Raw genomic sequence first — 13987 nt, 5'->3', positions numbered from 1 at the left:
CTACCTCCTTAGTAAGGGTTTGAAGTGTTCATCCTCATACCAATAGAGCGGTAACGTAGAGTTAGGTGTTGAGTGGTTATAAGAAAAGGTCAATGCCAACCCTTTATACCCTTTACACATTATTTTGAACAATCTTCTGTTTAAATACTTCTCTGCCACTACAAGATACAAATTCTCTAAATCATCAAACATAGAGGCATTACCTAATTCAAAAAAACTATCCTTTTCATCTACTGTTTCTACTGGTGAAATTATAACTTTTGGGTACTCTCTATTAATCTTCTCTAAACCTTCTCTATGCGCAAGCAGTGGGATGTAGATTAAGGTAGCATCTAGAATACCAAGATTTGCATACTTCTCAAGAAATTCAGAGAACTGATTTCCAGTCGCTAAAGTATCATCAATAAAAACGAAAGTCCTAACACCTTTCGCATACTCTTTTTCCACAAGCCATGGCCATATCATATGCTCTTCAGCCAAGCCAACATGGCGCTTGTATAGACGCGCAATTGCAGGCCCGCTTTTGGTAGGAGGATCTAAATCCCTAATTACAGGCACCACTTTAATATCGGGATTACCATAGCGAGATGTTAATATATTCTTATAGTCTTCCCCTCTCAAAACATCTAAGGGATTGTTATAAATAGCATGAGATAAAGAGCAATCGATAGCACTATTAAGGAGTGAAGAAGTTTGCTCTGCAGACCTAAATACTAGGTTGTCTAAAAGAAGCCCTGCTAACAATTTTTCTTCATCGCCGGAGAAGTTTTGCAGCCACAATTCTACGTCTTCGTATCTAACTGAGTCCCATATGTTTTCCTCTATAAGAAGTCGCGCATTCTTCTTCATCTTTACCAAGTACTCTTCAACTTGATCTAAGTAGTCTTTATAATAATTCAAATTAACTCCTTGAATTAGTTTATCTGAAGTAAAATTATAGTGAGCTCCCTATGCTCCGAAGCCGAAGAGCTTATTTATTCTTTAAAAAGCTCATCACATTCAAAAAAGACTGATCTTTTTTCCACGCTCAAACTTCGCCAACTATTATCGGAAAACGTTCAAACCAAAAATTCCCCACTATGGAAAAAATTAAACCTGATAACTTTCAAGCCAAAAGCTTCCCGCATATTTAAAATATTATTGCATAATAAAATCCTTACATACTTCCGATAAACATTTATATTGACCGCTTCAAATACATTTCAAAATTATATGTATAGGCGGGAACCTATCCAAAAAATATTTGCCTTATATTAGATTTTAATGCAGCGGTTTATTCAATTTTAACTTTATGGTAAAAAAAGCCTTAACTAAGCTTTATACGCCGCCGTCATTACACAGCTGGAGCTTCCCACTAGGTGTTCGGTGGAACGTCTTAGCCTGGGAGCATACATCCACTCATCTTTTGGCTCGACTATTCATTCAATTATGGCTGAGTGTCAACTCCAAACCAAACGACTCCATTATCACACAAATAGCCACACTACCGTCCGGGGATAACATCCTTTCCCTGCGACATCTTCCGCATTGTCTTTTACTTTTCTATCGGCCACTGCCTCAGCAGCTGAATCCAAGTTCATCTTAGCTTGGTAACGTTGTGCAACAAAAAAGCCTGCCGATCAAGGCAGGCTTTCGTATGAAGCGGATGATGCGCCCGGGACAGACGCCTCTCAACGCCCCCTACCCGGTGATCACTCCCACTCAATGGTCGCGGGCGGCTTGCTGCTGACGTCGTAGGTCACGCGGGAGACGCCTTCCAGCTCGTTGATGATGCGGTTGGAGACGGTCTCGAGCAGCTCATACGGCAGGTGGGCCCATCTTGCGGTCATGAAGTCGATGGTCTCGACGGCGCGCAGGGCGATGACCCATTCGTAGCGGCGCCCGTCGCCGACGACGCCGACGGATTTCACCGGGAGGAAGACGGCGAAGGCCTGGCTGGTCTTGTGGTACCAGTCGGCCTTGTGCAGTTCCTCGATGAAGATGGCGTCGGCTTCACGCAGGATGTCGGCGTACTCTTTTTTGACTTCGCCGAGGATGCGCACGCCGAGGCCCGGTCCCGGGAAGGGGTGGCGGTAGACCATGTCGTAGGGCAGGCCGAGTTCGAGGCCGAGTTTGCGTACTTCGTCCTTGAACAGCTCGCGCAGCGGTTCGACCAGCGAGAGTTTCATCGTCTCGGGCAAGCCGCCGACGTTGTGGTGCGACTTGATCACATGCGCCTTGCCGGTCTTGGAGGCGGCGGATTCGATCACGTCGGGGTAGATGGTGCCTTGGGCCAGGAAGTCGACGCCTTCGATCTTGCCGGCTTCATCGTCGAACACGTCGATGAAAGTGTTGCCGATGATCTTGCGCTTGGCTTCGGGGTCGTCCACGCCGTTCAGCTTGGAGAGAAACTGCTCCTCGGCGTCGACACGCAGTACCCGCACGCCCATGTGGCGGGCGAAGGTTTCCATCACCTGCTTGCCTTCGTTCTTGCGCAACAGACCGTTGTCGACGAACACGCAGGTCAGTTGATCGCCGATCGCCTTGTGCAACAGCGCGGCCACCACGGAGGAGTCCACCCCGCCGGAGAGGGCCAGTAATACGTGACGCTCGCCGACCTGTTCGCGCACGCGGGCGACCTGGTCCTCGATGATCTGAGCCGGTGTCCACAGCCGTTCGGACTGGCAGATATCCAGCACGAAGTGTTCGAGGATGCGCTGCCCTTGCAGAGTGTGGGTCACCTCGGGGTGGAACTGCACGCCGTAGAAGCGTTTCGCTTCCCAGGCCATGGCGGCAATCGGGCAACTCGGCGTAGAGGCGGTCACCGTGAATTCGGCAGGCACCTTGGCGACCTTGTCGCCATGGCTCATCCATACATCGAGCAGCGCCTTGTCGGTGTCGTGATCGACGTGATCCTTGATGCCTTTGAACAGCGCCGTCTCGGCGTCGATGCGGATCTGCGCATAGCCGAACTCGCGCTTCTGCGAGCCTTCGACCTGGCCGCCCAGTTGTTCGGCCATGGTCTGCATGCCGTAGCAGATCCCCAGCACCGGCAGCCCCATCTCGAACACGCACTGCGGTGCACGCGGGGAATCCAGCTCGGTCACCGATTCCGGCCCACCGGCAAGGATGATGCCGTTGGGGTTGTACTCGCGAATCTCGGCCTCGGTGATATCGAAGGCGCGCACTTCGGAATAGACGCCGATCTCACGCACGCGGCGCGCGATGAGCTGGGTGTACTGGGAGCCGAAATCGAGGATCAGGATCTTGTGGGCGTGAATGTCGGTCATCTGGCCTTTCCTTTGGGAAGCAACAGGGCCGAAAACGCGCAAGCGGGAAGTCTCCGAGGGGATCAACTTCCCGCTTCAAGCTTCCGGCGTCAAGCTTGAGTTAGCCCGCCCGGTAGTTGGGCGCCTCCTTCGTAATCTGCACATCATGCACATGCGACTCGTTGAAGCCGGCCCCGGTGATCTGCACGAATTCCGGCTTGGTACGCATTTCCTGAATGTCGCGGCATCCGGTGTAGCCCATCGAGGCACGCAGACCGCCCATCAACTGATGGACGATGGAGCTCATCACGCCCTTGTACGGAACGCGGCCTTCGATGCCTTCCGGCACCAGCTTGTCGGCGCCGGCGTCCTTGTCCTGAAAATAGCGATCGGCACTGCCCTGAGTCTGAGCCATGGCCCCCATCGAGCCCATGCCGCGATAGGCCTTGTAGGTCCGCCCCTGGTAGAGCTCGATCTCGCCCGGCGCTTCCTCGGTACCGGCCAGCAGCCCGCCGACCATCACACAACTGGCGCCGGCCGCGATCGCCTTGGCCAGGTCCCCGGAGAAGCGGATGCCGCCATCGGCGATCAGCGGGACGTCGTAGGCTTTCAGCGCTTCCGCCACGTTGGATACGGCCGTGACCTGGGGCACGCCGACACCGGCCACCACGCGCGTGGTACAGATGGAACCGGGGCCGATGCCGACCTTGACGCCGTCGACGCCGGCTTCGGCAAGGTCGCGTGCGGCATCGGCCGTGGCAATGTTGCCTCCGATTACCTGAATTTGCGGATAATGCTCCTTGACCCAGGCCACGCGATCGATCACTCCCCTGGAATGACCGTGGGCGGTATCGATGACGACGACATCGACACCGGCTTCGACCAGGGCGGCGATACGATCGGGCGTTTCCGGCCCGGTGCCGACGGCAGCGCCGACCAGCAGACGGCCATCGCTGTCCTTGGCGGCATGGGGATACGTCTTGGCCTTCTCGATGTCGCGCACCGTGACCAGGCCGTGCAGATGGAAGTCGTCATCGACGATCAGGATCTTTTCGATGCGGCTCTTCTGCATCTTGCCCTTGATGACATCCAGCGACGTACCCACCGGCACGGTGACCAACTGGTCGCGCGGTGTCATGATCGCTTCGACGTTGTCGCTATGGTTGGGTTGGAAACGCATGTCACGCCCGGTAACGATCCCGACCAGGGCGTCGCCCTCCACGACCGGGAAGCCGGAATACCCGTACTCGTCGGCCATCGTCAACAGGTCCTGCAGCTTGGCCTTGGGCCCCACGGTAACGGGGTCTTTGACGATCACGCTTTCGTGTTTCTTGACCTTGCGCACCTCAGCGGCCTGACCGGCGATGGTCATGCTCTTGTGCACGATGCCGATGCCGCCCTCCTGGGCCATGGCGATCGCCAGGCGTGCTTCGGTCACGGTGTCCATGGCAGAGGAGACGAGCGGGATGTTGAGTTCGAGGTTGCGGGTTAGGCGGGATTTGAGGCTGACATCCTTGGGCAGGACATCGGAGTAGCCGGGAACGAGTAATACGTCATCGAACGTAAGCGCTTCTTGGGCCATACGTAACATAGCGGCAACACCCATTGAACTGATGGCGGACGGGGCGTGAGGAAGTTAATCGAGTATTATAACGGCTAAGCTCGGGTTTCGGCAACGCGAGGTGGGCTGCTGGCTGGCACGCTACAGGGGTTGTGGCAGGGCCGCCCCGGCAATCAGCGGGAATCCGACTAACGCCGTTCGAACTCTCGCTGCCAACGCTCCATGAAGGCATTGCGGCGCAGCGGGTCGACAAAGGCCAGCAACGACGCATCGATGGGTATCGGGTAAAGACGGTCGCCAACCTGGTCACGTAGCCGCTGTGCCGTATACGGACCGACCACATCGGGACGCACACTGAACAGTGGCGTTTCGCCTGCAATCACTCGCTGGATACTGGTGCCAGGTATCGCCATTCTGGCCTTCGTGGGGGTCTATCAGCTCCATTCCGACCTGACCGCCATCTACCTGATGCTGATCATCGGGGTGTTCGGCTATCTGCTGCGCAAGCTGGGGTTCTCTCTGGCGCCTGTGATTCTCGGTTACGTACTGGGCGGACTCATGGAACAAAACCTGCGCCGCGCGCTATCGATCAGCGGTGGAGATGTCGGTATCCTCTGGCAGTCCGGGATTTCCGTGGGGCTATGGATCGCCGCAGCGGCGCTTTTGGTGCTTCCCTGGCTGTTACCGAAGCTGCTGTCGAAAATGCAGCCCAGGAGCCGATCCCTGCAACGGGTCGAGGACGACTGATCCCGCCCATTCCGTTCCCCGCGAGCCCGCTATCCCATCCAAGCGGGCTCGTCGTTTCGACACCATATATGGCATTGGAGACCAGTTCAGCGTGAGGGGTACCGTCAGCAAGCGCATGATCGCGATAGGCAAATTCCTGCCGACACTATTCCTGGGCATCGGCGGTGGCGGCCTCGCGTATTGGTTGCACATGCCCTTGCCCTGGTTGCTGGGTGCCATGATCACGACGACCGCGGTCAGCCTGGCCGGTGTTCGACTCCGCCCACCGACGTCATCGCGCAAAGCAGTGCTGGTGGTCATCGGTGTGATGCTGGGCTCGGCCTTCACGCCCGATTTGTCCGGCGATGTGATTCTGTGGGGAACCAGCCTGATCATCATGTTGTTGATTACCGCCGTCATGATGGCCTTTTCAGTCTGGTTCTCGCATCGTGTTGCTGGATATTCTCTGGACACCGCTCTTTACTCGGGGGTGCCGGGTGGCGTCTCGGTGGTCACACTCATGGCAATGGACTCACACGCCGACCTGCGCACCGTGGGCATGACCCATGCCGTGCGCATCCTTATCCTACTGATTGCCATTCCCCCCGTTCTGCAAGTCATCGGCCATGTCAGCCTGCAACCTCGCGAGTCGAGCCTGGTCCAGTGGTTATGGTTCCCGACGTGGGGAGATACCGCCTGGCTCGCCACGGCTGGAGTGGCCGGTATCTGGCTGGGACGTCGGCTACACCTACCCAATGCCCTACTCTTCGGACCGGCCCTGATCTCGGCGGTGCTACACTTGATCGGCATCACCCATGCCTCGATTCCACCGACCATCATCGCCCTGGCCCAGGTCATCATCGGCGTCTCGGTAGGGGTACGTTTCACCGGCACGTCGTTATCCAAGGTAGGATACAACCTGCTGATGGCCGCACTGCAGACTGTCGCCCTGTTGCTGATCGCCATTCTGGCCGCCTGGGGCGTGCATGCAACGACGGGCTATTCTCTAGCGGCGGCACTGCTGGCCTACATGCCGGGCGGCGCACCGGAATTAAGTCTGGTCGCCCTCTCGCTGGGCATCGACCCCGCTTTCGTGACCTCGCATCACCTACTGCGTATTACGGTGCTGGTCCTGCTGATGCCCGTGTTGTTGAGCTACGGTAGACGCATGACCACCTAAACAGGGATACATGTCGTACGATGTCGGCTCGTTATGTATCGAAACCGTAGAACTGCCGCGGCGTCTCGCGGATGACCTGTTCCAGCTCCGGCTGGGGTATCCACTGCTCAATGTCGTGCAGTGCTCGCTCATAACTATAGAGATGCTCATGTTCCGTCCAGGGCCAGTCACTGCCCCACATCAGTCGTTGCGGTCCCAGTGACTCGAGCAACCGTTTACAGACGTCGGAAAAGCCATCGCTTTGGCTGCGGTAGGGGGCCGAACACTTGACCCAATAGCGCTGGGTTGCCGTGCCCGTGCACAGCCGCTCGATGACGGGGTCACGCCAGGCATTGGCCTGTGGCCGGCCGAAATGGTCGATCACCAGATCCAGTTCCCAGCTAGCCAACAGATCGAGGATGTCTAACAAGATACGTCCCTCGGCCTGGATCTCCACATGCCAGCGTCGCGACTCAAGGCGTGTGAATAGGTCTGTCCATCCTGTCGTCTGTAATTCGCTTACCGTCCGTCCGATCCAGTTCAAACGCGTCCCTCGGATGCCTGCTGACTCCATGTCTTCCAACGAGTCATCACTCACTTGGGGATCGATAACCGCCACGCCCCTGAGTCGATCCGGGTGCCGGCGCAGACACTCCATGAGGTATTCATTGTGGGTGCCGAGAAAACTGGGTTGTACAAGCACGCCGCAGTCAATTCCCCAGTGGTCCAGTAAATCGAGATAGGTGGCCAAAGGTGCCTCATAGCGAGGACGGTGGCGGGGGTTGTCCGCGAAGCGACAGCGATCGGTGAAGACGTGGGCGTGGGTATCAACGATTTTAGACATTGGTCGAATCCGGCTTGTCCTCGGGAGAATTACGTGTCATAGATATTAACTCTTATATAAGACCATAAGTACACTAGAGCATATGACCATGCAAGCCAATCTTCAGCAAGACGAATCTCGCAGCCCGCGCTATTACCGAATTTACCAGGCGCTGCTGTCCGACATTCAGCAAGGCAGCCTGAAACCGGGGGATGTGCTGCCATCGGAGATGCACATCGCCCAGTCGTACGGTGTCGCACCGGGAACGGCTCGCAAAGCGATCGACATGCTCGTCGACCGTGGTTGGGTGGAACGCCAGCATGGAAAAGGAACCTTCGTACGCCGGGCGGATTTCAGCCACTCACTTGCCCGCTTCTTCCGCCTGACCGATCGCGAAGGTGTGCAACTGCACCCGAAAAGCGAATTGCTTGATATCAGGGTCGTGCCGGGAACGACTGATATCTGTCGTCACCTCGACCTGTCCGATGACAGCGAGCTCATTGAAATCGAGCGTGTGCGCCGTGTGGATGAGATGCCCCTACTGCATGAAATCATCTATCTATCCCAGGTGCGCTTCCAGGCCTTGCTGAACCTGCCTCCCGATGCCTGGGGAGACCTGCTTTATCCCCTGTATGAACAGGTATGCGGCGAAGTGGTCTTTCGTGCAACCGACACGCTTTCCGCCGGCCCGGTGCCGGCATCCCCGGCACACCATCTGGGTCTGTCCCCCGGAGCCCAGGTCATCGAAATCGCTCGTCTGGCCAGAGGCTATGACGAACGACCGCTGGAGTGGCGGCTGAGTCGAGGTCGGCTCGACTGGTTCCATTACAGCTTCGATATCCGCTAGGTGGATGGCCTCTATCCCCTGCCACTACAGCCCAATGACAACCTTTCAAGGAGCAACGTCATGAGCAACAACAAGACCTTCCTGCTGACCGGACTTGCCGGAATCAGTTTGTTTGCACTCGGCGCGCATGCCGATGCCGCTCAAGAAGTCCGCATTGCCACACATGTCTCGGCGCAATCTCCGCTGGCCAAACAAGCGGAAATGTTCGCCGAGAGAGTCGAGGAACGACTACCCGGTGAGTTCGACTTTGAATTGTATCCTAACGGTCAGTTGGGCAAGGAGTCTGCACTCATCGACAACCTTCAGCTCGATACGATCGAGATGGTCAATGTCGCCTCAGGCGTCATGAAGGTCGATGACAAACTGGGGTTCTTCGACCTGCCATGGCTGTTCGAAGACCGCGAGCATGTACAACGGGCAATGGCTAACGGTCTCGAAGATGCGTTGGTCGATACGATCGAAGGCAGCATGAGCGCCAAGGTGCTGGGCATCTATGAAAACGGGTTCCGGCACATCATCAATTCCAGTCATCCCATCGAGGAACCTGCCGACCTGGAGGGCATGAAGATACGCATCTCCGGCGGCGACTTCCGCCAGCAGATCTTTGCCTCACTGGGCGCGGCACCGGCCAAGGTCGCGTGGGGAGAAACCTTTACCGCCATGCAGACCGGCGTGGTGGATGGAGCCGAAGCCGCAACCTACGGGTTCTATGGCCAAAAAATGTATGAAGTGCAGGACTTCCTGTCGCTGACTCGTCATGTCTACACGCCTTCATTCCTGTTGGTTTCTCCCGGTTTCTGGAATTCATTGAACGATGAACAACAGACGGTCTTTGCCGAAGTCGCCAATGACATGCGTGACGATGCCTATAGTCAGGCTGCCGAGATCGAACAGTCCAATCTCGAAGCGATGCGGAGCGCACTGGAGATCAACGACGTTGACCTGGCAGCGTTCCGGGAACAAGTACAGTCCGTCTACGACGACTATGTGAACCACCACGGAAGTGACTGGCTGGAGATCGTCCGCCAGTCCGCTGACGTCGAGTAATACCTGGAGCCGCAACGATGCTGAGATATCTGGATCGTTTGATCGAAATCGTGGTGGGGGCCCTGGTGGCCCTCACCGCCATTGCCGTCTGCTTGAATGTCTTTTATCGCTATGTGCTCGGATCCGGTCTGGTATGGGCCGATGAAGTACCGGGGTTCCTGCTGGTCTGGATCGCTTTCCTGGGTGCCTATCTAGCTACCAGGGAACAAGGTCACATTGCTTTCGACATGTTGCTTGAGTCCTTTCCACCGTTACTAAAACGGGTCATCAAAGTGTTTGGCGACATGGCAGTCATCGGTTTCTTCGTTCTTCTCGGCATCACGTCCTGGCAGATGATCGAGCGTGTTGGTGGCCGCTCCATCGAAACACTACCCATCCCACAAGGCGTATTCATGAGCGTACTACCGCTCGCCAGTGCCCTGATGGTCGTGGCATTAAGCGTTCGCCTTGTTCAACGCTGGAGGAATTCCTGATGGCCTGGGGTGTTGTTGCAATGCTATTCGGCATCATCCTGCTGGGTGTTCCAGTCGGTTTTGCCCTGATGGTAACCGCTGCTCTTTCCATGTGGATCGCGGATATCAATCTCTTGATGATCCCAGTGCAGATCTACTCGGGGACCAACTCGTTGGTGCTATTGGCGATCCCATTGTTCATTCTGATGGGAGAATTGATGAGCGCCACCAGTATCGCCCAACGCTTGATTGACCTGGCTGCATCGCTGGTGGGCTGGCTCCGTGGAGGCCTGAGCCACATCAATGTCGTCACCTCGATGTTCATGGCTGAGATGAGTGGTTCCGCTGTCGCCGATGCCGCCGTGATGTCGAAAATCTTCGTGCCACAGATGGAACGGCGCGGCTACCCGAAACCCTTTGCCGCCTCGATTACGGCGGTATCCGCCACTCTCGGGATTATCATTCCCCCCTCGATTCCCATGGTGCTGTACGGAGTGACGACTAATACCTCCATTCGCGACCTTTTCATCGCGGGAATCGTTCCGGGTCTGTTGCTGGCAGCAGCGTTCATGTTGACATCCTGGCTGTTCGCCCGACGCGAGAACCACCCGCGCGAGGGCAACTTCGAAGTCAAGGCAGTTGGCACCGCATTCAAGCGTGCCCTGATCCCCTTGGCGATTCCGGTCATCGTGGTCGGAGGTTTGATTGCCGGTATCTATACCCCGACCGAAGCGGCAGGAATCGGGGTAATGATCGCCTTGCTGTTCGGTCTGTTCATTACACGCGACCTGGATTATCGGATCATCTGGCAACTCATGGTGACAACAGCCCGCCAGACCGCCGTCGTGATGATGATCGTGGCCGGCTCGGCCATCCTGGGTCAGTACTTGGCCAATGAGCAGTTGCCCCAGCAAATTGCCAGTGCCCTGGGAGGCATTACCGACAGTTACGTACTCAACCTGTTGATCATCAATGTCTTCGTGCTGTTGCTGGGCATGTTCCTGCATGCCAGCGCAGCGATCATCGTAGTAGTGCCGCTGCTGCTGCCCATGGCGATCGAACTCGGCATCGATCCAGTGCACTTCGGCGTGATCGTTTGCCTCAACCTGGGCATCGGTCAGCAGACACCTCCGGTAGCCAGCGTGTTACTTACCGTTTGTTCAACCACAGGCCTCAAGATCGAACAGGTCATGGGATACTGCAAATGGTTCCTCCTTGCCATGTTCGCCGTCCTGCTATTCGTGACATTCACGCCGATGACCGCGTTGTGGTTCCGATAAACGGAGCACTCCTTCATGACTAGCGCCCTTTCCTTCAGGAAGGGCGCCGTTCATTGGCAGGGCAGTGGTATCGACATGTTAGACTCATGCGACACTGCCCAAGGTACAGCGATAGCCATGGCCAACGACACCACCCTCACCGTCAGTGAACTCAACCGCCGTGCGCGCCTGCTGCTGGAGCGCGATTTCGGCGAGATATGGGTGGAAGGTGAGTTGTCGGGCGTCGCGCGACCGGCGTCGGGGCACGTCTACTTCACCCTCAAGGATGAGCGGGCCCAGTTGCGTTGCGCCCTGTTTCGTAATCGGGCTCGCTTTGCCGCTACACCGCTACGGGACGGCGATCGTGTTCGGCTACGCGGCAAGGTGTCGGTATTCGAGCCGCGTGGCGATTACCAGTTGATCGTGGAAGCGGTGCAGCCGGCCGGTGCGGGCGACCTGCTGGCCGCCTTCGAGCAGTTGAAACAGAAATTGCAGGCCGAAGGCGTGTTTGCCAATGCCAGGCCGCTGCCCTACCCGCCACGCCACCTGGTCGTAATGACCTCGTCGACCGGTGCAGCCATTCGCGATGTCATGGCTGTGTTATCCGCGCGTTGGCCCATCAGCCGGGTGAGTGTTCTGCCGGTGCCGGTTCAGGGGCAGGACGCAGCGCCGGCGATGATTCGGGCTTTGGCGATACTCAATCGCGATGGGCGATTCACGCCCGAACGCGATGCTCTGTTGATCACACGTGGCGGCGGTAGCCTGGAGGACCTCTGGGCCTTCAATGACGAACATCTGGCACGGGCCATTTTTCACTCCCGACTGCCGGTGATGTCGGCCGTGGGTCATGAAACGGACGTGACACTGGCCGACTTCGCTGCCGATTGTCGTGCGCCGACCCCATCCGCCGCTGCGGAACAACTGGTGCCCGACGCACGAGACCTGCGACAGCGCCTGGATACCATGCTGTCGAGGCTGACCCGGGCTCAACAAGGGCGGCTTAACCAGACCGCCCAGCGGCTCGACCATCTACGAACCAGATTGCGTCATCCCGGCGAACGCCTGGCCCAACAACAGCACCATCTGGCACAGCTCTCGCTACGACTGAAACGGGCCATGACCTCACAACTGAACGTCGAGCGGCAACGCGAGCGACATGCCCGCCAGCGTCTCTATGTCTTCGACCCACAACAGCAAGTGCAGTTTGCCAGGCAACGCTTGGCGCAAGCGGAATCACGTCTGCACTGGGCCATGCCGAGACGGCTGGACACCTGTCAGACGCGGCTTTCGTCACTGTCTCGAGAGCTGCAGGCAGTCAGTCCGTTGGCGGTATTGGGGCGTGGCTACTCGATACTGCAGGATCAGCAGGGCCATGTGATCCGCCGGGCCGAGGATACCCAACCGGGACAAGGCTTGAGTGCTCGACTCGGCGATGGCCGGCTCGAGGTGGAGGTGAAGCAGCGGTTCACGACGTCATGAGGATATATGATGCGCCTTGCCCATCGGCGCATCGCCACCGGGCTTGAAACTGCCAGGCTCGAGTTCGTGACGCGACAGAAGCTTGTAGAAATCGGTACGATTACGTCCGGCAATCCGTGCTGCCTGTGTGACGTTGCCTTCGGTGATCTTGAGCACCTTGATCAGGTAACTGCGCTCGAAACTGGCTCGCGCCTCATTGAACGACGGCAGCGCATTCTCTTCGGCAACCAGGGCCTGCGATACCAGCGCTTCCGGAATGATCGGGGCACTGGTCAGCGCCACGCACTGCTCCACCACATTGACCAGTTGCCTGACGTTACCCGGCCAGGCACTGGACGCCAGCAGATTGAGCGCTTCCGGCGAGAACCCTTTGACGAACGGTTTATGGCGTGCCGCCGCCTGAGCGACCAGATGCTTGGCCAGCAATGGTACATCCTCTGCCCGCTCTTTCAGCGGCGGCAGTTTCAAGTTGACCACATTGAGTCGGTAATAGAGGTCCTCGCGAAAATCGCCTTCGCTCATGGCACGGTCCAGATCGCGATGCGTCGCCGAGATGATGCGCACGTCGATCGGTATCGAGGTGGTCGAGCCCAACGGTCGGACCTGGCGCTCCTGAATCGCACGCAGCAGTTTGACCTGGAGCGACAGCGGCATGTCCCCAATCTCATCGAGGAACAGGCTACCGCCTTCGGCGGCCTGAAAGAGCCCCTGATGCTGATTGACGGCACCAGTGAACGCCCCCTTGGCGTGACCGAACAGTTCGCTCTCCAGCAATTGCTCCGGCAATGCGCCACAATTAATGGCAACGAACGGCTTGTCGGCACGGCCACTGGCCTGGTGGATCGCATTGGCCAACAGCTCCTTGCCGGAACCCGACGGACCGGTGATCAAGACGCTGACATCCGACCCCGCTACCATGCGGGCCTGTTCAAGCACGCGCTCCATGTGGGGGCTGCGGGTAATGATGGCTTCCCGCCAGGCGCTGTCCGCATCGGTGCCGGGAGTGGGGGTCTGGGCCAAGGCCTCGTCGATGGCCGAAAACAGCTCGTCCCGATCTACCGGTTTGGTCAGGAAACTGAAGACTCCCTGGCGCGTCGCGCTCACGGCATCGGGAATCGAACCATGTGCGGTGAGAATGATCACTGGCAACCCCGGTGCACGCCGCTGCAGTTCCTGAAATAGCGCCATGCCATCCATTTCGTCCATGCGCAGATCGGACAACACCACGTCCGGCCGACTCTGCGCCAGGCTGTCGAGCGCCTGGCGTCCACTCTCCGCCGTGGTTACACGAAAGCCGCTGCTTTCCAGTCGCATGCCCAGCAGGGTCAGCAGGCTGGTATCATCATCCACCAGAAGAATATGGGCCGCTTGCTTCACGATCGCTCT

At 57.4% G+C, this 13987-nt stretch carries 13 protein-coding genes; 7 read left to right on the top strand and 6 right to left on the bottom strand.

What is annotated here, in order from left to right; translation table 11 throughout:
• The 4 genes from FVV99_RS07200 to FVV99_RS07185 all read right to left on the bottom strand — a co-directional run bounded on the left by FVV99_RS07200 (position 1) and on the right by FVV99_RS07185 (position 5222).
• Positions 1-900: a phosphoribosyltransferase-like protein gene (locus FVV99_RS07200; protein WP_148253385.1), complete on the bottom strand. Its 900-nt coding sequence runs from the start codon at positions 898-900 to the stop codon at positions 1-3.
• A 791-nt stretch (positions 901-1691) separates the two neighbouring features.
• Positions 1692-3269: a glutamine-hydrolyzing GMP synthase gene (gene guaA, locus FVV99_RS07195; RefSeq protein ID WP_148253384.1), complete on the bottom strand. Its 1578-nt coding sequence runs from the start codon at positions 3267-3269 to the stop codon at positions 1692-1694.
• 100 nt (positions 3270-3369) lie between these two features.
• Positions 3370-4839: an IMP dehydrogenase gene (gene guaB / locus FVV99_RS07190; RefSeq protein WP_148253383.1), complete on the bottom strand. Its 1470-nt coding sequence runs from the start codon at positions 4837-4839 to the stop codon at positions 3370-3372.
• Between the two features lie 158 nt (positions 4840-4997).
• Positions 4998-5222, bottom strand: a complete 225-nt coding sequence (locus FVV99_RS07185; RefSeq protein WP_236645334.1) for a hypothetical protein — start codon at positions 5220-5222, stop codon at positions 4998-5000.
• Between FVV99_RS07185 and FVV99_RS07180 the strand changes: the two genes are divergently transcribed.
• Positions 5206-5556 carry a tripartite tricarboxylate transporter permease gene (locus FVV99_RS07180; RefSeq protein ID WP_236645333.1) on the top strand — a complete coding sequence of 117 codons (351 nt, stop codon included), beginning with the start codon at positions 5206-5208 and terminating at the stop codon, positions 5554-5556. The two genes, FVV99_RS07185 and FVV99_RS07180, sit on opposite strands and share 17 nt — an antisense overlap.
• A 91-nt stretch (positions 5557-5647) precedes the next feature.
• Positions 5648-6715 carry an AbrB family transcriptional regulator gene (locus FVV99_RS07175; RefSeq protein ID WP_236645332.1) on the top strand — a complete coding sequence of 356 codons (1068 nt, stop codon included), beginning with the start codon at positions 5648-5650 and terminating at the stop codon, positions 6713-6715.
• Positions 6716-6746: 31 nt separating this feature from the next.
• On the opposite strand, the gene FVV99_RS07170 is transcribed toward FVV99_RS07175, so the two are convergent.
• Positions 6747-7538: an amidohydrolase family protein gene (locus FVV99_RS07170; RefSeq protein WP_148253382.1), complete on the bottom strand. Its 792-nt coding sequence runs from the start codon at positions 7536-7538 to the stop codon at positions 6747-6749.
• 88 nt (positions 7539-7626) lie between these two features.
• On the opposite strand from FVV99_RS07170, the gene FVV99_RS07165 reads away from it, so the two are divergent.
• The 5 genes from FVV99_RS07165 to xseA all read left to right on the top strand — a co-directional run bounded on the left by FVV99_RS07165 (position 7627) and on the right by xseA (position 12601).
• A complete protein-coding gene (locus FVV99_RS07165) occupies positions 7627-8364 on the top strand; it encodes a GntR family transcriptional regulator (RefSeq protein ID WP_161598971.1) in 738 nt (245 codons plus the stop codon).
• Positions 8365-8424: 60 nt separating this feature from the next.
• Positions 8425-9411 carry a TRAP transporter substrate-binding protein gene (locus tag FVV99_RS07160; protein ID WP_148253380.1) on the top strand — a complete coding sequence of 329 codons (987 nt, stop codon included), beginning with the start codon at positions 8425-8427 and terminating at the stop codon, positions 9409-9411.
• A 17-nt stretch (positions 9412-9428) separates the two neighbouring features.
• Entirely contained in the window at positions 9429-9884 is a 456-nt protein-coding gene (locus tag FVV99_RS07155; RefSeq protein WP_148253379.1) for a TRAP transporter small permease, read from the top strand.
• Entirely contained in the window at positions 9884-11143 is a 1260-nt protein-coding gene (locus FVV99_RS07150) for a TRAP transporter large permease (protein ID WP_148253378.1), read from the top strand. The genes FVV99_RS07155 and FVV99_RS07150 overlap by 1 nt, the downstream gene beginning before the upstream one ends.
• A 117-nt stretch (positions 11144-11260) precedes the next feature.
• Positions 11261-12601 (top strand): exodeoxyribonuclease VII large subunit, encoded by a 1341-nt coding sequence (gene xseA / locus FVV99_RS07145; protein ID WP_148253728.1) that lies wholly within the window; start codon positions 11261-11263, stop codon positions 12599-12601.
• Here xseA and glrR read toward each other — a convergent pair.
• Positions 12596-13981: a two-component system response regulator GlrR gene (gene glrR, locus FVV99_RS07140; RefSeq protein WP_148253377.1), complete on the bottom strand. Its 1386-nt coding sequence runs from the start codon at positions 13979-13981 to the stop codon at positions 12596-12598. The genes xseA and glrR overlap by 6 nt on opposite strands.
• Positions 13982-13987 lie beyond the last annotated feature (6 nt).

The organism is Aidingimonas lacisalsi, assembly GCF_008079445.1.
Taxonomy (GTDB): Bacteria; Pseudomonadota; Gammaproteobacteria; order Pseudomonadales; family Halomonadaceae; genus Aidingimonas; species Aidingimonas lacisalsi.
This window is presented reverse-complemented; position numbering and strand designations above follow the sequence as displayed.

Coding starts and splice junctions, on each gene's coding strand:
- guaA (WP_148253384.1), bottom strand. CDS start 3,269: ATGACCGACATTCACGCCCACAAGATCCTGATCCTCGATTTCGGCTCC.
- guaB (WP_148253383.1), bottom strand. CDS start 4,839: ATGTTACGTATGGCCCAAGAAGCGCTTACGTTCGATGACGTATTACTC.
- FVV99_RS07185 (WP_236645334.1), bottom strand. CDS start 5,222: ATGGCGATACCTGGCACCAGTATCCAGCGAGTGATTGCAGGCGAAACG.
- FVV99_RS07170 (WP_148253382.1), bottom strand. CDS start 7,538: ATGTCTAAAATCGTTGATACCCACGCCCACGTCTTCACCGATCGCTGT.
- FVV99_RS07165 (WP_161598971.1), top strand. CDS start 7,627: ATGCAAGCCAATCTTCAGCAAGACGAATCTCGCAGCCCGCGCTATTAC.
- FVV99_RS07160 (WP_148253380.1), top strand. CDS start 8,425: ATGAGCAACAACAAGACCTTCCTGCTGACCGGACTTGCCGGAATCAGT.
- FVV99_RS07155 (WP_148253379.1), top strand. CDS start 9,429: ATGCTGAGATATCTGGATCGTTTGATCGAAATCGTGGTGGGGGCCCTG.
- FVV99_RS07150 (WP_148253378.1), top strand. CDS start 9,884: ATGGCCTGGGGTGTTGTTGCAATGCTATTCGGCATCATCCTGCTGGGT.
- xseA (WP_148253728.1), top strand. CDS start 11,261: ATGGCCAACGACACCACCCTCACCGTCAGTGAACTCAACCGCCGTGCG.